The sequence below is a fragment of the Psychroserpens sp. NJDZ02 genome (genome assembly GCF_004843725.1).
Lineage (GTDB): Bacteria > Bacteroidota > Bacteroidia > Flavobacteriales > Flavobacteriaceae > Olleya.
In genome coordinates, this window is record NZ_CP039451.1 from 3,503,053 (window position 1) to 3,525,751 (window position 22,699).

General features: G+C 32.1%; 17 protein-coding genes. 1 reads left to right on the forward strand and 16 read right to left on the reverse strand.

Annotation, left to right across the window (positions count from 1 at the left end):
- Positions 1-248: 248 nt before the first annotated feature.
- The 10 genes from E9099_RS15505 to E9099_RS15550 all read right to left on the reverse strand — a co-directional run bounded on the left by E9099_RS15505 (position 249) and on the right by E9099_RS15550 (position 13,836).
- Positions 249-1,457, reverse strand: a complete 1,209-nt coding sequence (locus E9099_RS15505; protein ID WP_136584441.1) for an aspartyl protease family protein — start codon at positions 1,455-1,457, stop codon at positions 249-251.
- Positions 1,458-2,489: 1,032 nt separating this feature from the next.
- Entirely contained in the window at positions 2,490-2,996 is a 507-nt protein-coding gene (locus E9099_RS15510; protein WP_136584442.1) for a hypothetical protein, read from the reverse strand.
- An 882-nt stretch (positions 2,997-3,878) separates the two neighbouring features.
- The gene (locus E9099_RS15515) at positions 3,879-4,721 is read right to left on the reverse strand and encodes an SIR2 family NAD-dependent protein deacylase (protein WP_136584443.1); all 843 of its coding nucleotides are present in this window, start codon (positions 4,719-4,721) and stop codon (positions 3,879-3,881) included.
- Positions 4,722-5,370: 649 nt separating this feature from the next.
- On the reverse strand, positions 5,371-5,994 hold the full coding sequence (locus E9099_RS15520) for a hypothetical protein (protein ID WP_136584444.1): 624 nt from the start codon (positions 5,992-5,994) through the stop codon (positions 5,371-5,373).
- 158 nt (positions 5,995-6,152) lie between these two features.
- Entirely contained in the window at positions 6,153-6,617 is a 465-nt protein-coding gene (locus E9099_RS15525; protein WP_136584445.1) for a hypothetical protein, read from the reverse strand.
- A gap of 552 nt (positions 6,618-7,169) precedes the next feature.
- A complete protein-coding gene (locus E9099_RS15530) occupies positions 7,170-8,102 on the reverse strand; it encodes a hypothetical protein (protein WP_136584446.1) in 933 nt (310 codons plus the stop codon).
- Between the two features lie 788 nt (positions 8,103-8,890).
- Entirely contained in the window at positions 8,891-9,739 is an 849-nt protein-coding gene (locus E9099_RS15535) for an AbaSI family restriction endonuclease (RefSeq protein ID WP_136584447.1), read from the reverse strand.
- Between the two features lie 164 nt (positions 9,740-9,903).
- Positions 9,904-10,743, reverse strand: a complete 840-nt coding sequence (locus E9099_RS15540) for an alpha/beta hydrolase (RefSeq protein WP_168800763.1) — start codon at positions 10,741-10,743, stop codon at positions 9,904-9,906.
- Between the two features lie 807 nt (positions 10,744-11,550).
- Complete coding sequence (locus E9099_RS15545) at positions 11,551-12,447, reverse strand: hypothetical protein (protein ID WP_136584449.1); 897 nt, start codon at positions 12,445-12,447, stop codon at positions 11,551-11,553.
- A gap of 672 nt (positions 12,448-13,119) precedes the next feature.
- Complete coding sequence (locus tag E9099_RS15550) at positions 13,120-13,836, reverse strand: hypothetical protein (RefSeq protein WP_136584450.1); 717 nt, start codon at positions 13,834-13,836, stop codon at positions 13,120-13,122.
- A gap of 651 nt (positions 13,837-14,487) precedes the next feature.
- Here E9099_RS15550 and ltrA point away from each other — a divergent pair.
- Positions 14,488-15,768: a group II intron reverse transcriptase/maturase gene (ltrA, locus tag E9099_RS15555; protein ID WP_136581767.1), complete on the forward strand. Its 1,281-nt coding sequence runs from the start codon at positions 14,488-14,490 to the stop codon at positions 15,766-15,768.
- A gap of 97 nt (positions 15,769-15,865) precedes the next feature.
- On the opposite strand, the gene E9099_RS15560 is transcribed toward ltrA, so the two are convergent.
- From E9099_RS15560 to E9099_RS15585, 6 genes are all read right to left on the reverse strand, one after another.
- Entirely contained in the window at positions 15,866-16,327 is a 462-nt protein-coding gene (locus E9099_RS15560) for a hypothetical protein (protein ID WP_136584451.1), read from the reverse strand.
- 10 nt (positions 16,328-16,337) lie between these two features.
- The gene (locus tag E9099_RS15565; RefSeq protein ID WP_136584452.1) at positions 16,338-16,541 is read right to left on the reverse strand and encodes a hypothetical protein; all 204 of its coding nucleotides are present in this window, start codon (positions 16,539-16,541) and stop codon (positions 16,338-16,340) included.
- Between the two features lie 532 nt (positions 16,542-17,073).
- The gene (locus tag E9099_RS15570) at positions 17,074-17,844 is read right to left on the reverse strand and encodes a hypothetical protein (RefSeq protein ID WP_136584453.1); all 771 of its coding nucleotides are present in this window, start codon (positions 17,842-17,844) and stop codon (positions 17,074-17,076) included.
- A 136-nt stretch (positions 17,845-17,980) separates the two neighbouring features.
- Positions 17,981-18,886 (reverse strand): hypothetical protein, encoded by a 906-nt coding sequence (locus E9099_RS15575; RefSeq protein ID WP_136584454.1) that lies wholly within the window; start codon positions 18,884-18,886, stop codon positions 17,981-17,983.
- A gap of 599 nt (positions 18,887-19,485) precedes the next feature.
- On the reverse strand, positions 19,486-20,805 hold the full coding sequence (locus E9099_RS15580; RefSeq protein ID WP_136584455.1) for a hypothetical protein: 1,320 nt from the start codon (positions 20,803-20,805) through the stop codon (positions 19,486-19,488).
- 428 nt (positions 20,806-21,233) lie between these two features.
- Positions 21,234-22,496 carry an ATP-binding cassette domain-containing protein gene (locus E9099_RS15585; protein ID WP_136584456.1) on the reverse strand — a complete coding sequence of 421 codons (1,263 nt, stop codon included), beginning with the start codon at positions 22,494-22,496 and terminating at the stop codon, positions 21,234-21,236.
- Positions 22,497-22,699 lie beyond the last annotated feature (203 nt).

Here is a 22,699-nt window from a genome sequence, read left to right on the forward strand (position 1 = left end):
TAAAAAGTATTTAAAATATATGAAAAATGGACCAGAAAGTATAGCGGGACTACTTGCTTTTATTAAAAGCACCAAAAACTACCTAATAAGCGTTCGAATGCTATGTTTTAAGCCACTTGGATTTTAGAGAAAATACGGAGAGTCAAAATTAAAAACAGCTTAAAATCAAAGATTTTAAGCTGTTTTTGTGCTTTTCTAAGGGGTTGTGCAACGGTTACCGGTGTTAGCTGTTCGGCATTATTTCTGTTTTAAAGAAGCCTAACTTTTTTTAGCTGAAATTCTAATTCTTCTTCATTCCGTAATATTTTAATTGTTATTTCATCAGTTTCTTTTGGTATAAGACCATTGTTAAAGAAATCACACTTATTTTCATTAGTGATATTTAAGTAATTGACATTGTTTATTTGTAATACTTGGTCTCCAAATTGTAATACTTTTGAAGCTTCTGTATCATTATATATAAAATCTACAAACACCTTGTTTCCACTAAAATTAGGATTGAAACCAAAATCGTATAATTCTGTATTATTTGAAGGACCTTCTTTAATCATTTTGATTTTTTTTGCCTTCCAATTTAAAATTAATCTATAATTTTTAAAAAAAGAAATTCCTAGGTTTGTTTTACCATCTTTAACTCGCATCACTTTGTCTGTTATAATTTGGTTTCCAATAGTTATTTGGTCAATTTTTGCAGAATACTCCTTTTTTTTATCGCCTTTGCCATACATACCTATACCTGATGCATATCCTGAACCTGATATATACTTCGTGATTTTATTAGATTCTTTTTGTCTTAAAAAATCTCCATACGCTAAATGTGGCGTAGAATTGTTACCTAAATCAATTAAATTATTTAATGCTTTATCTCCATTTATATAACTAATAATAGATGGTTCACTAGCTCCTGTACCTATAAACATTTTTGCTTCAGTAGCATCTGAAGGAATATTTAATTTCTGTTCATTATCTGTTATAGTAATTATCTGATTTTTAAAATCGAAATCCCATATCGCAAATCGCATTAAATTAGAACCAATAAAACCATCTGCATTTAGACAAGCAAGTATACCATTATTAAAATCTGATATAGCTGCAATAGTATTCTGAAAATTAATACCTCCTATTTCAATATCGTCTATTTTTGTATAGTTAAGTAGTTGGCTAGTTTTATGTATATCAGTCACATTTTCACTTCCTAAAGATATAACGTCAAGCTTTTCTGCTAATTCTTTTGAAAGCGCATTAGAAGCTCCAGTATCTAAGATAAAGTCATATACTTCATTTTGAATAGTTACTTTTATGATAATAAGTCCTTTACGGTATTCAAATGGTATAGAAGTCTTGAAATCTTCTTGAACTATATTTCCCTGCTTAAGGGTTTTATTTATTTTAGAAGATGCGCAACTTGAAAGAAGAATTACTGCAATAAGAGAATAAAAAAAATTGTTGAATTTCATAATTAAGGTTTATCTATTAGTTTTAATAAGGATAAACATTTGTTTACCCTTTCATATTAATAGACGCTTATATTTTTGAAATGGTTGCCTGAGGTTGGTTTTTTTTTGCTGACAGCTAACGGTTAGTATATGAAAAGTAGGGCAGTTGATAAGTACTTACTTTCGGATTTGCACTTAGCCATATTTTTCATTTTATTTTTATCTTTTTCGTTTTTTAAAATACAAATTAAAAATATGGCGGACTTAGCAGAAATGCACTAGCCTTTGTTTAAGCACTTTCGCCCTATTTTTTATATACATTGTGTGTGCCCAGCATGGGCATCTTTTAATTTACGGAAAGGTAAATAATTAATCTAGAGGGTGCAAGTCCCTTATGCGCAGGAGTAACCCTTCGGCTACGCTCAGGACAGGCTTATTGAAGCATTAGTAAGTCGCAAGGGTGGTAATCGCGAGGTTACATCTGAAGGCTATTTGTGATTGATTAATGAGCAAATACCACTACAAAACTCGGTACTGATACTTCGGCTGCGCTCAGCATAAACTAAACAAAAATCGTATACAGAGGCATAGTTATTCGGGTAAGCAAGCACATCATTGTAACGCCCAAACAGTAACAAAAGGGTAATTATGTAGATACGGCAGTGATTGAGTGAAAGAGGATGCCATTACCTGGGGAGGTCTCCAAAGTTACGAGTTGACTATTTGGAGAAGTCAGCAGAGGTCATAGTACTTACAGGAAACGAGTTGAGGGAATACCTCAGAAGGTCTCACAAGTAAGGAAGGACTGAACGTGATTCTCTTCAAAATTCGCATAGGAGCACTAGTGGTAGCCTATGCCTAAATTAGAAGATAGTGCCAAGGGTGAAAAGAGCTTTGGTGTGATGATTTACGAACCGCCGTATACGTTCCTGAGTTCTATTGCTAATGGCAATGGGGGCGAAAGGACCAACGTAGTTACGTATGTACGGTGGTGTGAGAGGCGCACTCCGGCTATTTTAGTCGGAGCCGTCTACTCGATTAGCTTTTCGTTTTTTATGATTCCCAATGTCTTTCAATATATAGAAATTCATTTTTTGATTCCGCAATAAAACTCCAAGTTGAACCTACTGGATTTCTAAAATCAGCTGTTTCCTCAATTCTCCAACACGAAATAATATTGTCATTTGGTAATATAATTTTAGTCCTATCTATCCTTTCCGATTCTTCCCAATTATTTTCTTCATCATCAAGTTCTCTAAAAGCATCATTAAATTCATTTTGAAAACTATCTTTAGAAAGTTTTATAATATCTAAATTGCCAATCCAATTTTCTATGTTAGTAGAGTCTTTCCATTCAGGTTTTCCAACATAATTTGTCGTCATATTATTTCCAGATTTGATTAAGCAATAAAAAAAGTCTTCAATTGAATCAAAATTGGTTTTTGATGCTCCGACATATCTTACAAAACTAACTTGCCAAGTCATTCCAATTTCATCAAATTCAAAATTCAAATTAGGTTGATTTTTGTCAAAATAATGTTTTATAATATTTTTCTGCATTTTTATTTAATGAAAGCTAACGATTTGTATAAGAATAGTAAGGGATTAAAACGCACTTACTTTTCGGTTTAGCACTTAGCCAAATTTACAATTTTACTGTTATTTTTCTTTGAACCGTCAAATTATAAATTTGGCGGACTTTGTTAATATACACCAACTTTCGGTTTGGCACTTAACCCTTATTATTTTTATACCGTGTGTGTGCCCAGCATGGGCATCTTTTAATTTACCTAAAGGTAAATAATTAATCTAGAGGGTGCAAGTCCCTTATGCGCAGGAGTAACCCTTCGGCTACGCTCAGGACAGGCTTATTGAAGCATTAGTAAGTCGCAAGGGTGAAAACCGTGAGGTTTTATCTGAAGGAAGCGAGACTACAAAACTCGGTACTGATACTTCGACTGCGCTCAGCATAAACTAAACAAAAATCGTATACAGAGGCATAGTTATTCGGGTAAGCAAGCACATCGTTGTAACGCCCAAACAGTAACAAAAGGGTAATTATGTAGATACGGCAGTGATTGAGTGAAAGAGGATGCCATTACCTGGGGAGGTCTCCAAAGTTACGAGTTGACTATATGGAGAAGTCAGCAGAGGTCATAGTACTTACAGGAAACGAGTTGAGGCAATACCTCAGAAGGTCTCACAAGTAAGGAAGGGCTGAACGTAATTCTCTTCAAAATTCGCATAGGAGCACTAGTGGTAGCCTATGCCTAAATTAGAAGATAGTGTCAAGGGTGAAAAGAGCTTTGGCGTGATGATTTACGAACCGCCGTATACGTTCCTGAGTGCTATTGCTAATGGCAATGGGGGCGAAAGGACCAACGTAGTTACGTACGTACGGTGGTGTGAGAGGCGCACTCCGACTATTTTAGTCGGAGCCGTCTACTCGATTACCACCAGTTTCTTTATTTCTTCATTCAATTCCGTTAGAAAAGGCGTGCTTTTTTGATTTACAACTATGCCTTTCTTTTTGTTTTTCAATAAATCACTAAAGTAACTTTCCTCTATATTCACTTCTACAATCATTCCACCTTTAGCTAAAACATTTCGAGCAACCATTTGAGGCAATGTTGTTGCTCCAGAAGTTCCTATTACAAATAAGATTCCTGTATGCTTTGAAATTTTCAGAACACTATCTCTTTTAAAGTACTTTTCGTCATAATATTCATCAAACCATAAAACGTGAGGTCTCAGGTCTTCATTACATTTGGGACATCTTAATGCTTTCCATTCATTTTCGGTTATAGCATCTTTATCTCTATTTTCAAGGTCGATTTCTTTGGGGAAAGGATATAGTTCTTTTGAACATTCATCTCCACATCTTACAAAATCAAAATCTCCGTGAATTAAAAAAGTTCTTTCTTCTGAATTTCCTGCTTTCCTATGCAAACTATCTACATTCTGAGAAATTAATGAAAATTGATTCTCTAATTTATCTTCAATTTCTTTAAGTAATAAATGACTTGGGTTTGGTTTTGCTTTCTCGGTTACAGACTTTCTATAAAGAAACCACTTCCAAACTTCTTGAGAAGCAAGATTAAACATACGAAATGTTCCAATATCTTCTGCTTTATAGTTTTTTGAACCAGAAACCCAATATCCATCTTTTCCTCTAAATGTTGGGATTCCACTTTCAGCCGAAAGTCCAGCACCAACCAAAAAGGATATTTTTTTCTCCTTTTCAAGACAAAAATTAAGTTGTTCTATTATTCTTTCGTCTATCATTTTTTAATTGGTGGTAACTCGTTATATGGAGACCTTTGTTCCACATATCCCTTATATATTGTGGGATATCAATAGCTTTAGTTCCTGATTTTATATTTGAAAGGCTAAGCTACAATTTATAAAGTAATCTGACAATACGTAGAACTATGTGTTTTTATCATAACACAACTAGTTACCTAAAGTTAGAGGATCCAATTGTGGTTTAATTACGGGAATCCTCAATTTGGGTAAAATAAAGGCATAAAAAAGCACAAACCTAAGCTTGTGTTTTGTTGAAGTATTTAAAAGTTGTTGACGTTAACTTGTTATGGGTTCGATTACATTTAATATGTTATAGTTGCTAAGCTTATGGGGCAAGAACAATAAATACAATCGGTACTGTTAAAGCCTATAAGTGTATGCATCTATCCGCAACAGCCTATAATCTTAAAAAGTATTTAAAATATATGAAAAATGGACCAGAAAGTATAGCGGGACTACTTGCTTTTATTAAAAGCACCAAAAACTACCTAATAAGACTTCGAATACTATCTTTTAAGCCACTTGCATTTTAGAGAAAATATGACGTATTAAAATTAAAAACAGCTTAAAATCAAAGATTTTAAGCTGTTTTTATGCTTTTTTAAGAGTTGTGCAACGGTTACAGGTGTTACCTACCGTATTCATGTTTTATGTTCTCAAGTAGTTGTTCTAGTTCAATCGCTTTTTTATTATGTTTTTTTATTGCAGATTTCCAATCATTATCTAAAAAAAAATTAGAATTTGAATCAAACTTAAAATCATTTAAATACCAGGAAGTTAAATTATCATTGTTTGATATTTTTACAACTATTTGAGATTTATATCCTTTTATTTCAATCCAGATTGTGGAAAACCATGCAAAAAATATATATCCATGAAATTTCTCTCTTATTTCCCATTCATCATCTGTTTCATCTTTTGACCAATATTCAGGATCCTTTATAATCTGGCCTATTTCACGGTCTGGAGGGAAAACATCTCCTCCATTTTCAAGCATTGGAATAAGTGTTTTCTCTCCCATGTTGTGCCCAAGTGCAAGATGCAAGTAATCATTTTTAGATCCGTTTTTTCCCGTAAAGGAAAAAATTGTTTTTTCATTATATTTATCTAGTAATTTTCTAAGTTGTTCTTTTGTTGATATAGATTTATTGAAGTAATATTCTAAATATTCATCACAAATTTTAGTAGCGAAATCTTGATTTTTAGTTTCAAATATTTCTTTTTTGATTATATTTCTTAGTTTTTTTTCCATCTTCATTATAGTAGGTAACGTTTGCGTATATGGAAAATTGCGTACTTGTGTGCGAGGATTTTCCGCAGGAAAATCAGCAGTAGCAAACAAAGCAACTAACTTTGATTAAGCTAAAACAGCAATTTTTTATATACTGTGTTGTAGCCAGTTTTTATTTTTTAAGTTTGATGTTGTTCAACTTTGGTTACTTTTCCGTTTTCAAAATAAATATCCAAAACGTCTGGGTCAATATTGAAAAGTCCAGGAAGAAATCCTAGTTCATACGCAATATGTTTTTCGTTGTATGAGTAAAAATCTTGTCCTAACAATTCGGTTATTTCTTCTTTCGTTTTTCCAATTAGTATTTTACTTTCAATAATGTCTTCTGACATTTTATATCTTTCTTCAACATTTGTTTCCCATTTTTGTTTATCAAAATCATTTGATGGATAATAAGATACTGAAAATATCCACAAATAAATTAGTCCAATATAAATTATTGGACTCAAAAATATAGTCGGAATTAAGGCAACAAATTTTCTGTTTTTTTCATTTCCAACGTTCAGTTTTTTTAAAATCCATTTGCATATAAAATAAGTCGGAATTGCAAGAATCAGAATTATGAATGGAACTTCAATGCTCATTTATCGTCAGTTTTTTAATTCTGAGTAACGTTTTTATAATTTATTGATTATTAAGTGTTTAAATTTTAGTAAAACGTTTCCTCAAAGTAATTAATTTTTTTTGGAAATGAGTAGAATTGGCTACAACTCGTTATATAGCAACTAAAGTAGTTAATATCCCCTAAATATTGTGGGATATCCGCACTTTTTGTTCCTTATTTAGGTTTTAAAAGGCTAAGCTATAATTTATAAAGTGGCCTTGCAATACGTAGAACTATGTCTATTTTATTGTTAATTAAGGATTAAGTGTACACTAATCTATTAGTCTTAGTAGTTTTTGATGCCTAAAAATGGAGATAAGAGTACAAGTTGTAGTCTATACTTAAACTGGAAGATAGTGCCAAGGGTGAAAAGAGCTTTGGAGTGATGATTTACGAACCGCCGTATACGTTCCTGAGTGCTATTGCTAATGGCAATGGGGGCGAAAGGACCAACGTAGTTACGTACGTACGGTGGTGTGAGAGGCGCACTCCGGCTATTTTAGTCGGAGCCGTCTACTCGATTATAAAATGTTTAGTAATATTCTATTTGTCTTTCTATAATAAGAGTGAAAGATTCATTCTTAGAGATAACTTTTTTTGTCCAATTCTTATACGTATCAAATTCATATGAAAACTTATAGTAATCTTCCTTAATAATAGTTCCGAATTTTTTTTCTGCACTTATTTGGGTTGATTTATATCCATATTTATTATAAGTTAATTTATCAGAACTACTAGCAGTTCCATCAAGATTAGATGTTTGCATTTCTATATTTTGTTCTTTTTTGTTAAACAAATATATGTTGTCGGAACTTGGTTTTCCATCTGAATAGTATAGTGTAATTATCTTTTTAGGATTTTTATATTCAGAAATTCTAATAGATAGTTCTCCATTCGAGTCATATCTATTTTGTAGTTTAACTATTTTTTTTTGTGTATCGTACTTGTATAATGTCTTTGTTTCTAAAGTCCCACTTGGCAGAAAAACATTTTCTTCTATTAACCTATTTTTTTTATCATACTTGTATTTTGTTATAGCGTCTAGATTTATATCACCATTTGAATATGCCGTAAAGTTTGTTAAAACGATTGATTTGTTATGTGAGTTATACTCTCGAGTTTGCTTAAATGATAGTTGTTCTTTTTTGCCATAATATTGATTTATTTCGGTTTTATTTCCTTTTTTATCAAAAGTAATTATAACTTTATTTTTTAACCTATTACCGCTTTTATAGGCTCTTTCTTCGATAAGATATCCTTTATTGTTGAAGCTCCTAATAGTATACTTGTTATATTCTTTTTCACTCTTAACAGCAATTCCAAAACTATCTTTTGCCACAAAGAAAACTTCTTTAACAGACTTTACTTTTCCTTTAAAATCGAATAATTTTAAATCATTTTTAGGTTTTTGAGCAAATAGTGAGGTTGAGCAGCTCAGAATTAGAAATAGGGTTATGTTTTTCATTTATATTTTATAACGTTTATATATAAGAATAGTTGCGGGTTTGTATGCGAGGATTTTTCGAAGGAAAATCAGACGTTATAAACACGCAACGACCTTTGATTAAGCACTAAACCGCAATTATTTTTATAAGGTGTGTGTGCCCAGCATGGGCATCTTTTTATTTACCTAAAGGTAGATAATTAATCTAGAGGGTGCAAGTCCCTTATGCGCAGGAGTAACGTCTTGAAGCATTAGTAAGTCGCAAGGGTGGTAATCGCGAGGTTACATCTGAAGGCTATTTGTGATTGATTAATGAGCAAATACCACTACAAAACTCGGTACTGATACTTCGGCTACGCTCAGCATAAACTAAACAGAAATCGTATACAGAGGCATAGTTATTTGGGTAAGCAAGCACATCATTGTAACGCCCAAACAGTAACAAAAGGGTAACTATGTAGATACGGCAGTGATTGAGTGAAAGAGGATGCCATTACCTGGGGAGGTCTCCAAAGTTACGAGTTGACTATATGGAGAAGTCAGCAGAAGTCATAGTACTTACAGGAAACGGGTTGAGGCAATACCTCAGAAGGTCTCACAAGTAAGGAAGGACTGAACGTAATTCTCTTCAAAATTCGCATAGGAGCACTAGTGGTAGCCTATGCCTAAATTAGAAGATAGTGCCAAGGGTGAAAAGAGCTTTGGCGTGATGATTTACGAACCGCCGTATACGAGACCCGTATGTACGGTGGTGTGAGAGGCGCACTCCGGCTATTTTAGTCGGAGCCGTCTACTCGATTGGCATTTCGTTATTTTTTCATTTCAAATCGAGTGTCAATTCGTTTATAAACCATTCCATTTTCAGGACTTGACCTTTCTTTGTCGGTTACAAATATTCCTTTGAATTTGTATAAAATGAAACCTAAATTATCAATACTTCTTGGAAAGACAATTCTCTTTATTGGACTATTTATTAAATCGTAATAATGATTGTCTTTTCTGCCTTCTATTTTACATTTTTCTATTATAGTTTTTCCGTCCTCAACCATTTTGTTATCCCAATCAGCATTTTCATAAAACTTCGGAAACCATAAATTATGATTTTCATAAACCTTACTTTTAAACCAAGCTCGTTGAACACCTTTATAATTCTGTCCTAAACAATTACTTGCATCTAAAATTGTTCTAAATTCTGGATTTTCTTCAATGTCCAAATAACCTTTTTCTCTGTGAAAGTTTGGATTAAATTCTTGTTCTAAATCCCAAGGTTTGAATGTGTCGTTATTAATTTTTGCTAATCGAAAATCTTTTATATTCTCAATAATTTTGTCAACTTGTTCATTAATGAAATTAATATCATTAGTTATTTGGACTCTTTCAATTTTATGATTAGTAGCTTCAATTATATCAGTTTCTCTATTTATGTCAAGTTCTTTTTGTTTGTTATGAAACGGTTCGTCAATTTCGATATGTAAGCTAAATTGTGGAAAATACATATCAGTTAATGCGTGTCCATTTGGTCGGTTTACATATTGTTGAGTGGTAAACTTGATATCACTTTGATTAATTCCGTGCCAAATTCGTGTGACTACATAATTTTCAAAATTCTTTTTGTTCGTTTTGGAAATCTGCTTAATTATATAATCTAATTCTGTCAATTTTAAGTTCTGTTTTTAATGAATGCCAACGTTTATGTATAAGGAAAGTTGCGTGTTTGTGTGCGAGGATTTTCCGAAGGAAAATCAGAAGCTAGCAAACGAGCAACTAACATTGGTTTAGCTAAAACTAGCAATTTTTTTTATACGGTGTTGGCTGTAGTGTTTTATTTTTTTCCATATAAGGTTGTCATTGTGCCATTTAAACTTGACGGAATTACTGACCCATGAGATTCATTCCTATATATTCTCCAATTCATATCAACATTTTCGTAGTTACTTTTTTTAAGATTTAAACTGAACTTTATCATATTGGAAACCATATTAGGGTTTTCATTTTCTCCTGTAGAAAAAAACACTTTAGTCGGTTTAATGTCCCAAGTTTCATTTTTAGTAAACTTAAGAATAGCCTGAGCTAACAATTTTTCTTCGTCCCATTGTAATGAAGGACTATTTATACCAAATCTGGTAAAGTAACCGTCAGAATTTAAAAAACAGAATGCTGTGAACAAACCACCTAATGAATGTCCTGAAATTCCTCTATCAAAATTTGTTTTGTAGTGTTTATCAATAAATGGAATTATTTCTTTTTTAAGACATTGTAAAAATTCACCAGCTCCACCAGTTTTTATTGTTCCTTTCTGAACACCAAAATTTTCCTCAATCTTACTTGCGGTTATTGTGTCGAGCGATGGTGTGTAGTCATAAAATCTATTAATTCTAGATGCTATACCATTAACCTTATGACTAATTCCTACGAGAATCACATCTTCGATTTTTTCATAATCAATATTAGATGGGTTGAAATATCTATAAGTGCTTTTCCCATCCAAAACATATAAAACGGGATAAGTTATCGTGTCTTTAATAGAATAGTTTTTTGGAAAAGACATATGTATTAAATAATCTTTCCCCATTATTTTAGAGCTAATAATGTGGTCAGGTTTATTTTCTATTCTCTCTTTTGGTTCTAATTTTCGGCTAAATAAAGGGTTGCAAAAAATCATTAAGGAATAAGTTATAAATAATACTTTTGGTAGTTTCAAAAAGTTCATTTGTTTAATGTAGGGTTTGTTGCTAGCATTACAGCCAACGTTGATGTGTATGGTTAGTTGCGTGGTTTAGCAACTAATTTAGTAAACTTTTACGAACCTGAGAATATTCCGAAGGAATATTCCAGATGAGCACTTACAAAGCAATTAATTATACACGGTGTGTGTGCCCAGCATGGGCATCTTTTATTTACCTAAAGGTAGATAATTAATCTAGAGGGTGCAAGTCCCTTATGCGCAGGAGTAACGTCTTGAAGCATTAGTAAGTCGCAAGGGTGAAAACCGTGAGGTTTTATCTGAAGGAAGCGAGACTACAAAACTCGGTACTGACGAACAGAAATCGTATACAGAGGCATAGTTATTCGGGTAAGCAAGCACATCATTGTAACGCCCAAACAGTAACAAAAGGGTAATTATGTAGATACGGCAGTGATTGAGTGAAAGAGGATGCCATTACCTGGGGAGGTCTCCAAAGTTACGAGTTGACTATATGGAGAAGTCAGCAGAAGTCATAGTACTTACAGGAAACGAGTTGAGGCAATACCTCAGAAGGTCTCACAAGTAAGGAAGGACTGAACGTAATTCTCTTCAAAATTCGCATAGGAGCACTAGTGGTAGCCTATGCCTAAATTAGAAGATAGTGTCAAGGGTGAAAAGAGCTTTGGCGTGATGATTTACGAACCGCCGTATACGAGACCCGTATGTACGGTGGTGTGAGAGGCGCACTCCGGCTATTTTAGTCGGAGCCGTCTACTCGATTGGCTACAGTTTTACTGTTATTTTTTCATTAACTCCATAAATTGGTTCATAAAGTATTATTTCATTTTCAATAGGCGCAGGTAATTCCATAATAATATATTTTCCTATTAGTTCTTCGTTCATTACTGTTTCAAATGAAAAGTTACTTTTGTAATTGTCAAGACTTAAATCTTTATCGTCTTTAAAAAGTTTATATATTTTTTCGTCAATTAGACTTGATGACATATTAAAAGTGTCAGATACTAATTCCATTTTCCCATTTTTATTGAGATTAATACATTTAACTTTTATATCATCTATCGTTAGTTTTTCATCTAAGTTAGATTTTAAGACTATTTTATTTTCGTATATGTCAATAATTTTATATTCGTTTCCACTTAATTCTATAGTTTTTCCGATATCAATTTTTGATATTTTTTCTTTGGAATAATTTGTAATAAATTTTACATTATAAGAAACTTCTCCTGTTAAATTTTTATCAAATTCAGAATCAAAACTTAATTGATTAGATTGAATATTATTGTTACCAAATAAGTTAGTTTCTGCTATTTTAATAGAAATAACTTGAAATTCTTCTTGAACAAAATTTTTAGGAAAACTTGAACGTAATTCTATACTTTTTGTTCGCTCATTTTTTATTTCAAGTTTAGAGTTTTGTTCAAGATGTTTTATACTTGAAATAATTGACTCCTTTGTCTTGTTTGATTTTAAAAATTTTTTATCAAAGTCTAAATTTTGACTTTTAAAATCATATTTAGGTTTTTTAAATAAATCTTGTGTCATTTCAAATTTCATTGAAAGAATATAATCTTTTTGCTCTTTTGGCATTTCAGATTTCTGAGAATAGATTGATTGAGAAATAAGTATTAAAAATATTAATAAATTAAATTTTGTCTTCATTCTTGATTTTTTTTAATTGTAGCCAACTCGTTATATGATTACCTTTATTCCACATATCCCGTATATATTACGTGATATCCGGACCTTTAGTTCCTTCATTTTGTTTTAAAAAGCTAAGCTACAATTTATAAAGTAATCTGACAATACGTAGAACTATGTGTTTTTATCATAACACAACTAGTTACCTAAAGTTAGAGGATCCAATTGTGGTTTAATTACGAGAATCCTCATTTGGGTAAAATAAAGGCATAAAAACACACAAACTTAAGCTTGTGTTTTGTTGAAGTATTTAAAAGTTGTTGACGTTAACTTGTTATGGGTTCGACTACATCTAATATGTTATAGTTGCTAATCTTATGGGGCAAGAAAAATAAATATAATCGGTACTGTTCAAGCCTATAAGTGTATGCATCTATCCGCAACAGCCTATAATCTTAAAAAGTATTTAAAATATATGAAAAATGGGCCAGAAAGTATAGCGGGACTACTTGCTTTTATTAAAAGCACCAAAAACTACCTAATAAGCCTTCGAATGCTATGTTTTAAGCCACTTGCATTTTAGAGAAAAAATGACGTATTAAAATTAAAAACAGCTTAAAATCAAAGATTTTAAGCTGTTTTTATGCTTTTTTAAGGGGTTGTGACACGGTTACCGGTGTTGTATGGCGTTTTTTATTCAGTTAATATTGTTTTAAATTCCTCAAGTTTTACTTCAAAGTAAGCTGTTTTCATATACTTTTCTGCAGAATAGCAGCTTTCAGGAAGTCTAAATCTTAAAACATCATTTCCATCAGTCGTCTGAGAATTAATTACTAAGCAAGATTCTGAATAGCTTGGTTTTTCAATTGTTTTAGTGATTTTAGCCAAAAGATTTTCTTCATTATATAAATGTTCTCCGCCCAAAATTTTAAATCTGTCAGATATATATCCATTCATTTTACTTGTCAACTTGATGTTTTCTCCAGATTTTAATTCAATCTTAGATTTCATATTTTCGTATTCTTCGGTTGTTAGAATAAAGAAATATGTTCTTTTGTCAGCTTGCCAATCTTCTTGAATACTCTTGTACTTATATTCTCCACCTAATCTTTCGTAGAGAAACACATAGTATTTTTTATCATTTTGATTTATGGTTCGGAATTGTAGCCATTTAAAATTTTGTGAAACGTGACTTACCCAATAAGAAGGACATTCTCTGTCGTCAATTACATTTTTGTTTTCAACCCATTTTCCTGTTTTTTCATTTTCTTCCCAGCCTGTTGCTTTATTCAATTTTTCAGATTCGGACGCAAATTCTACAGTTACTTTATTTTCTCTATTTTGAGAATTTACATTTAAAACTGTTGCTGTAATCAAAACAGCTGTTAGAAGTACATTTTTTAATTTCATATTTGTTATTTTATTTTTTGGTCAAATGACATACAACGGTTCGGTGTATGGTTAGTTGCGTGGTTAAGCAACTAAATTAGTAAACAAATACGGACTAGAGAAAATTCCAGCGGAATTTTCCAGATAAGCACTTGCCTAAGCAATTAATTATACACGGTGTGTGTGCCCAGCATGGGCATCTTTTTATTTACGGAAAGGTAAATAATTAATCTAGAGGGTGCAAGTCCCTTATGCGCAGGAGTAACGTCTTGAAGCATTAGTAAGTCGCAAGGGTGAAAACCGTGAGGTTTTATCTGAAGGAAGCGGAACTACAAAACTCGGTACTGACGAACAGAAATCGTATACAGAGGCATAATTATTTGGGTAAGCAAGCACACCTTTGTAACGCCCAAACAGTAACAAAAGGGTAATTATGTAGATACGGCAGTTATTGAGAGAAAGAAGATGCCATTACCTGGGGAGGTCTCCAAAGTTACGAGTTGACTATTTGGAGAAGTCAGCAGAAGTCATAGTACTTACAGGAAACGAGTTGGGAAACCCCATAGGTCTCACAAGTAAGGAAGGACTGAACATTAAATTACGTTGTAATTCGACTAGGATGCTTAGCTAGCCTAGTTTTAGAGCAACAGGAGTACACGTATTATTAACCCTATGATTGAAAACGTATTAGCAGCGACAAACCTTTATAAAGCAACACGACAAGTGGAGCGCAATAAAGGTGCGAGCGGTGTAGATGGTATGAAAACAACGAAGCTTTCTAAATATATATTAGAAAACCGTTCAATAGTACTATCCACCATTCGAGAAAACCGCTATACTCCAAAACCAATATTAGGGGTAAGCATTCCAAAAGGACAAGGTAAAACTAGACTTTTAGGAATACCCACAGTAGTAGATAGATGGCTACAACAGGCGGTAAGTCAGCAATTAATGGTTCATTTTGAGTATGATTTTGAACCTGTTAGTTACGGTTTCCGTCCACAAAAGAACATCCAAAAAGCAGTACTACAAGCTCAAACGTATATCAATTCAGGTTACCAAGATATTGTAGATATTGATTTAAAAGGATTCTTTGACCAAGTAGACCACTGTATTTTACTACAACTTATTTACCACAAGGTAAAATGTCCAACCACCTTACGGTTAATCCGAAAATGGCTAAGAGTTCCCATTTTAATAAATGGAAGACTCAAAAAGCGCAGAAAAGGAATCCCGCAAGGCAGTCCAATAAGTCCCTTATTATCTAATATTATGTTAGATGTATTGGACAAAGAAATGAAAAGTATGGGCTTGCGTTATGTGCGCTATGCTGATGATTTTAGCGTTTACGCTAAAAGTAAAAGCGAGGCGAAACAAATAGGAAACAAACTGTTTGTCTTTTTAAGAGACAGACTTAAATTGCCTATAAATAAAGCCAAAAGTGGCCTGCGTAGACCTTTAAATTTTGAGTTACTCGGACATGGTTTTGTACCCGTTTATAAAAAGGGTGTGAAAGGACAATATGCATTAGTGGTAGCTAAGAATAGTTGGGCAAAGTTTAAACGTAATCTAAAAAGTATCACCAAGAAAACCAAACCGATGTCGTTGTTAGAACGTCTTGAACGGCTTAACCAAGTCTGCCGAGGTTGGATGACTAATTATCGCTTAACAAACATCTATGCAAAAAGTAAAAAGCTAGATGAATGGTTAAGAAATCGATTACGCTATTGTATTTGGCACGATTGGAAAAAACTAGAACGCAAGCGTAAAAACTTGATTCAATTAGGTGTAGAGGCAGGACAAGCTTATGCTTGGAGTAGAACCAGAATGGGAGGTTGGGCAGTAGCTCAAAGTCCTATTTTAAAGACTACCATCACAACTTCTAGGCTTAAACGAAAAGGGTATAAACCTTTGTTAGATTATATTAATAATACGCAAACTTCAATTTGGTGAACCGCCGTATACGAGACCCGTACGTGCGGTGGTGTGAGAGGCGCACTCCGGCTATTTTAGTCGGAGCCGTCTACTCGATTGTGCGCAGTCTTTCTCTTTATTTGTCTTTAAAATATTCAATCCAAAACTCTTTTACTTTTCCAATCTCCTTTCGAAAACTTAATTTTGTTCCGTCATTTTTTTCTATTTCAAGATAAGAAACATCAAAGTCTTCAGAACTATAATCTTTACTACAATAATCTCCTTGATGTTCTTTTGTGTTTTTCAAATCTGCTTTTGGACGTGAAAGTAATTTGTGTTTTGACGCATTTGTTAAATCGTGCATTATTTTTAAAGATTCACAATTTGGATAAAGTGATTCTCTAAAATCTCCAATTTTGTCAAAGTTATGTTCGGTTTTATATTCCTCAAAAGTCCAGTCAACTAAATGCCAAGAACTACTTGCTAGTCTTTTAGCTTTTTTAGCTGATAAATCGTCTTTTGAATATTCGTCATAATCTTGCAAAAATTCTTGATATTTGTCATTTGCTGTGTCTTTCCCAAAATTCAATGAATTCATAAAGTTGTTTTTAAGATAGTTCGTTGTGTTGGCAAAAAATATTTTCTATTTGACCGTTTCTTTCAACTGAAGCGAAATAATCAAAATTCCCACGATAATTCGGTTCGTTTATGACTCCGTTTTCATAATCTACTGCTCTTTTTAGGATAACTACTTTTTCTTTTTTTCCGTTAGGTGATGTGAAAACTAATTCTTGTCCAATTGAATAGGTCATAATTTCAATGTTTTACGATGGGTTTTTTGATTGCGCACAACTCGTTATATGGAGACCTTTGTTCCACATATCACCTAAATATTGTTGGATATCCGCACCTTTAGTTCCTCCCTTTTGTTTTAAAAAGCTAAGCTACAGTTTATAAAGTGGCCTCGCAATACGTAGAACTACGTATATTTTACTGTTAATCAGGGATTAAATGTACACTAATTAGTTGTAGGCTGTTTACGGGAAACCTCATTGTTGTAAAAAGGTTGAGTACTACAGCAGTACTATTAGTCTTAGTGGTTTTTGAGACTTAAAAATGGGGATAAGAGTACAAGTTTTAGTCTATACTTAAACTGGAATATTTTGTCAAAGATGTGAAACCTTTTGGTGTGATGATTTACGAACCGCCGTATACGTTCCTGAGTTGTATTGCTAGTAGCAATAGAGACGAAAGGACCAACGTAGTTACGTACGTGCGTTAGTGTGAGAGGCGCACTCCGGCTATTTTAGTCGGAGCCGTCTACTCGATTGTGCATAGTGTTTTTTACTCAGTTTTAATTTCATACGGTTTTTCGGAAAATCCAAATAGGATAGCTTTTTCCTCATCAATTTCCTTTATTCCAATTAATGTTTCTCGTTCACCATTTTCGTAAATCGATGCGAAATAAGTTCCTTGCAAATTTTCTAATATTAATTTCCGTCCATTTCTTTTCATACTTTTGTTCATTTCTTGGATTACTGGACTATCCAAAATTTTGTTGAACGTTAATGGTATTTTCTCTTTATTCCACTGTGCTTTGAATTTGAGCGTCTCAATTTTTTTAGATTCAAGTTCCGTTTTGGTTGGTTCAATTCTTTCATAATCAGTCGCAAATTCAGTATCTTCTGTTTTAGATTCAGTTTCGCTCAACACAGTGTGAGTTTTTCCCATTCTGAATATTCGTATTCGATTGTTATTTACGAATTCATATTTTGATTCGGAAAGTTTCTCACTCCATTCAGTTCGGACTTTTGATAATTCATTTCCACTTTTTAATTCAAGTTCAAAATGAATGATTTGGTCATTATTGAATTCAATAAATTCTGGTCGACAATAGTCGTCTCCTGTTTTAATCTTTAGCCAAGTTCCATTCAGGTTTTTCATTTGTTTTCTGCGGTTTTGGGACATTATGCACAACGGTTTAGCTATGAACAGTACGGGAGCAAACTGGCGTTTGCTTTCTGCCACGCACAAAGCGAAATCTTTTGGTTTTGTTTTTTCTTTTTTTGTGTCAAAGCGAAATCCCAAAGATTTTGCGACATCATAAATATACACAGACCTTGGCGTTTAAAACCCTAAGTCCGTATTGTTTATAGGTTTTGTTGTAAAACGTTTTTATTCTTCAGTCAATTCATAATTTAAATTTAATTAGGTAATTCTCCACAATTAATTTAAGTACAATGAAATATTTTTATTTTTTCTTCGCAGTATAACCTTCATCTGCTAAACTATTTCCATTTCCATCAAATAATGTCATTTCCTTATCTGAGTCAATAATATAGTATTCCCCTTTGTCAATTCCTTTTTCAGAAAACTTATTACCATTTTTTATAAGAGTGTCAGTTTCATAGCTACCCCAAGGAACAACAGCAATAAATTCAATTCCCTTTTGATAAATTTCAAATGGAAAACTTCCGCCACTATTAGAATCAAATATTTCCCACTTTCCAAAAAGCTCATAATTTTCTTTTAATTTATCATATTTGCTTTTTTCTGTAATTCTTTTAGGTTCTTTATATTTTTCGCAATAGATAATACTATCTAAAGTCCAATATTTAGATTTTTCAAAACCTTCTTGGTATTCTTTAATTGCGACTATTCCTTTTTTCATATCATAATATATACCTCCACTATTCATATATTTAGATTTTAATACATTTTTAAATAATCTACCATTAATTATAATGCTATCAACTTTTTCTGCAGATTCTTCTTCAAGATAAAAATTTTTCAAATCTGTAACAATATTCATTTGACCTACATTCGCCCTGTAAATTTGTATTCCGTCAATTTCCTTGATATTATTTAAATCTGAGGCATCAATTTGAACTTTCTGTCTAATAAAAATATTAAATGTTAAGTTTATTAATGTGTCAGGTATAAATACAACATTTTGCCACTCTCTTTTAGCATTTATTTTAATCTTTTTATTGATGGAATCGTTTAAAGCACAGTTTTCTTCCCATTCAAAATCGGAAAGGTAAGTTGTATCTGAAGATTTAAGTTGAAATGTTAATTTGTTATTTAAAGAGTCTTTAAATATTAATTTTCCTTCTCCATTTAGGTAGGGGAACTTGTTCTTAGATTTTTTTGACAAATAATAATTCTCTAATGTTATTTGTTTTGGGCATTGAGAACAAGAAAAATTTATGAAAAGAATGAGAATTGGTAAAATAATATAATATTTCATTTCGGGTAGTTCTTACTAAATGTTTTACAACTCGTTATATAGCAACTAAAGTAGTGAATATCCCCTAAATATTGTGGGATATCCGCACTTTTCGTTCCTGATTTAGGTTTTAAAAAGCTAAGCTACAATTTATAAAGAGGCCTCGCAATACATAGAACTACGCATATTTTACTGTTAATTAGGTATTAAATGTACACTAATTAGTTGTAGGCTGTTTACGGGAAACCTCATTGTTGTAAAAAGGTTGAGTACTACAGCAGTAATATTAGTCTTAGTGGTTTTTTGGGTTTAAAAATGAGGATAAGAGTACAAGTTGTAGTCTATACTTAAACTAGAAGATTGTGTCAAAGATGTAAAACCTTTTGATGTGATGATTTGCGAGCTGCCGTATACGTTCATGAGTTGTATTGCTAGTATCAATAGAGACAAAAGGACTAACGTAGTTACGTACGTACGGTGGTGTGAGAGTCGCACTCCGACTATTTTAGTCGGAGCCGTCTACTCGATTATGTGACGTTTTTTAAATCATTCATAAATCCTAAATTAGCCAATATTAAGCGTAATGAAACATTTCTTAAGCAATACATCTGAGATTTTAAACTCTGTTCATTTATTGAATTTACACTTCCGTGAGTTAATTTATCACGTGTTTTTTTTAATTTATTAAATGAATAGCCAAAGTCTAATGTATTAATGTTATTTAGTATCAATGTTTGTTCTAAAGGACTTTTAAAAGGTTTTAATTCTATTTTATTAATTATACCATTCCATTTATCTCTCAATAATTCAATATCTTCTTTTCTTTTTAATGAAATTAAAATTTCTTCAAATGCTTTTTCAAATTGAATTTGTTTTGATTCATTAAATTCAAATTTTTCTATCTCTTGTTTAATATTGAAAACTTCAATTATATTAAATAATAATAAAAATGAAGCACTCAAGTCCACTTCTCTGGAATGCAAATAGTTCTCTATAGCCTTATTAAATTTTTTTTCCTCTTTTATGTAATTATCGTACCAATTAGATTTTAGAATTTTTTCAATGCGATAATTCTTTTCTAAGTGTGTAAATATTGTAGCAAAGTCAGAAACAAATGTTTTATTATTTGGTGATGTATCTCTATAAATAAATATTTTATCTTCAGTTCTGTATGTCAAACTTTCGAATATAACTTTAACTCCATAGCACAATGAAATAAAATTGCATATTATTTGAATAGTTTTCTTTACTTGGTGAAAGTCATTATTAATAAATTTATAATTTAATGTTGGAATTTTTTTTATTGTAAATTCATTACTACCTCGTTTTTCATTATTTGAAAATTCTAGTTCTGGTCTAAAAGTTAATTGTTGAGCTTTATAGAAATTTTGCATTTCATTCATACGAGAAATTGAAAATTCATTTTTGTCCTTAAAATTTGTAAAAAACGAATAAAATGTATTAACAATTTTTAGCCCATTACTACTTAAATAGGCTTTACCCTCATTTATACGTTCTTTATGGCTGTTAGAAAATACTAAAGCAATTTTGCTTACATAAATGGTGAAGTACTTATTCTGAATGTCATTTTCAAAAGATCTGATTTTATATATTCTACTTTGGTCAAATAATAGGGGGATTTCTGAATTTACAATTTCAAAATTATCTTCGAATAGTCCTAGAGATTTCTTTGACATTGAAAATTGTCGGTCAATTAAGGATGTTTCATTATTATCAATTATTTGAAAATACATTTTTTCATCCGAAATATATAGATGCGCAAGAAAGTTTTCTTTAGAAATATTATTATCCTTAAATTTTAATTCTATGTTATAATATTCTCTCATTCAGGATGTTTGTCGAAATGATACATAACTCGTTATATGATTACCTTTATTCCACATATCCCGTATATATTACTTGATATCCAGATCTTTAGTTCCTCACTTTTGTTTTAAAAAGCTAAGCTACAATTTATAAAGTGGCCTTGCAATACGTAGAACTACGTATATTTTACTGTTAATTAGGGATTAAATGTACGCTAATTAGTTGTAGGCTGTTTACGGGAAACCTCATTGTTGTAAAAAGGTTGAGTACTACAGCAGTACTATTAGTCTTAGTGGTTTTTGAGGTTTAAAAATGGGGATAGGAGTACAAGTTGTAGTCTATACTTAAACTGGAAGACTGTGTCAAAGATGTAAAACCTTTTGATGTGATGATTTGCGAGCTGCTGCATACGTTCTTGAGTTGTATTGCTAGTCGCAATAGAGCCGGTTTAATTTTTTGATTTAGGCATATTCTGGGATGTCTTGATACCTACAGATCCATTTGGTGTGGGAGAAAGCTGATAAGTAAAATCGGTTTGAATATTAGACTCATATCGATGTGAAACAAACAAAATACTTGTTGCACTTTCCTTTGCTATTTTATTTATTAAAGCAATAATTAGAGCTGCACCTGTATCATCTGCATTAATTAAAGGTTCGTCTAAGATTAGCAAAGGTGGGTGTTTAATCATGGCTCTGGCTATTAATATTAATAGTTGAGTGGCTGAGGGTAATTTTAGAAAAGGCGTGTTTTTTTCTTTACTTAAATTTAATACCTCCATCCATTTGGCTGCCGCATTACTTTGTAGAGTAGAAGGGGTTTGGTACAAGCCTATACTGTCAAAAAAGCCCGAAACAATCATTTGCTCTACGGTATGGCTTAGTTTAAACAATTCCAACATAGAAGGACTAATATAGCCAATGCGCTGTTTTATATCCCAAACACTTTCCCCTGTGCCTTTTTTCTTACCAAAAAGATAGACTTCCTGACCATACCCCTTGGAGTTATTGCCATAAATCAGCGCTAACAGCGTCGTTTTACCAGCGCCATTTGGACCTGTTAATTTCCAAAATTCATTCTTTTTTATCGTCCAATTAATATTATGTAGAATGGGAGAGTCATTATAACTCACATTTACATCCTTCAGTTCTACTAACACCTCAGGCATATCTTTATACACTGTTATTGCTGGCGGGATGTCTTTATCAAAAATAAAAACACTTTTTTTTAAATGGTAGTCTTCAATAGGTATAACTGCTTTAAGTTGGTCTTTATTAAATTGAATGACATGTGTAATTATGGGTAATAAATCATCTTGCCTATTAACCATAAATATGGTAGGTATTTTTTTAGATAAGGATAATAATTGCTTTTTTAATAGGGATACAGAGGTTTTGTCTAAACCTTCGTAAGGGTTAGATAGGACAATAAAATCAGGGTTTTGTTGAAGTAAAAAAGAAAGTAATGCCTTTCTTTGCTCGCCAGTGGAGAATGTTCTAAGTCTTCTGTTTTTACCAGAAGTTAATTTAAAGATATCATGTTTTTCTTCTGCTAAAATAAATTTTTCTAAAATAGAATTTGAAAACAAAACACCTTTTTTTCCTTCTAAGCCTTGTATTTGATATGAGCCACTAAGTAAACGAGGTAACCAATGATCTTGATGTATAAGGTTATTATATTCAACGGTATAATGCTTATAGGGTTGGTTCATTTTTTTTCGAATTCAGTAAATGAATATTAAATTACGGCTAATTTTAAGCTGATCTGATTTCATTTTAACACCTACTATCAGTCGCTAGTTTCCAACCTAAGTTCGTCATTTTTAATGACACAATCAAGTGTTTAATTATAAAAGTAAGTGGCAAGATTAACTTTAATAATTGAAAAGGGGTGTGTATATAGCGTAGGGGAGAG

What these genes read in the sequence shown, in the direction of transcription:
- E9099_RS15505 (WP_136584441.1), bottom strand. Translation starts at nt 1,457, where the DNA reads ATGAAATTCAACAATTTTTTTTATTCTCTTATTGCAGTAATTCTTCTT.
- E9099_RS15510 (WP_136584442.1), bottom strand. Translation starts at nt 2,996, where the DNA reads ATGCAGAAAAATATTATAAAACATTATTTTGACAAAAATCAACCTAAT.
- E9099_RS15515 (WP_136584443.1), bottom strand. Translation starts at nt 4,721, where the DNA reads ATGATAGACGAAAGAATAATAGAACAACTTAATTTTTGTCTTGAAAAG.
- E9099_RS15520 (WP_136584444.1), bottom strand. Translation starts at nt 5,994, where the DNA reads ATGGAAAAAAAACTAAGAAATATAATCAAAAAAGAAATATTTGAAACT.
- E9099_RS15525 (WP_136584445.1), bottom strand. Translation starts at nt 6,617, where the DNA reads ATGAGCATTGAAGTTCCATTCATAATTCTGATTCTTGCAATTCCGACT.
- E9099_RS15530 (WP_136584446.1), bottom strand. Translation starts at nt 8,102, where the DNA reads ATGAAAAACATAACCCTATTTCTAATTCTGAGCTGCTCAACCTCACTA.
- E9099_RS15540 (WP_168800763.1), bottom strand. Translation starts at nt 10,743, where the DNA reads ATGATTTTTTGCAACCCTTTATTTAGCCGAAAATTAGAACCAAAAGAG.
- E9099_RS15545 (WP_136584449.1), bottom strand. Translation starts at nt 12,447, where the DNA reads ATGAAGACAAAATTTAATTTATTAATATTTTTAATACTTATTTCTCAA.
- E9099_RS15550 (WP_136584450.1), bottom strand. Translation starts at nt 13,836, where the DNA reads ATGAAATTAAAAAATGTACTTCTAACAGCTGTTTTGATTACAGCAACA.
- ltrA (WP_136581767.1), top strand. Translation starts at nt 14,488, where the DNA reads ATGATTGAAAACGTATTAGCAGCGACAAACCTTTATAAAGCAACACGA.
- E9099_RS15560 (WP_136584451.1), bottom strand. Translation starts at nt 16,327, where the DNA reads ATGAATTCATTGAATTTTGGGAAAGACACAGCAAATGACAAATATCAA.
- E9099_RS15565 (WP_136584452.1), bottom strand. Translation starts at nt 16,541, where the DNA reads ATGACCTATTCAATTGGACAAGAATTAGTTTTCACATCACCTAACGGA.
- E9099_RS15580 (WP_136584455.1), bottom strand. Translation starts at nt 20,805, where the DNA reads ATGAGAGAATATTATAACATAGAATTAAAATTTAAGGATAATAATATT.
- E9099_RS15585 (WP_136584456.1), bottom strand. Translation starts at nt 22,496, where the DNA reads ATGAACCAACCCTATAAGCATTATACCGTTGAATATAATAACCTTATA.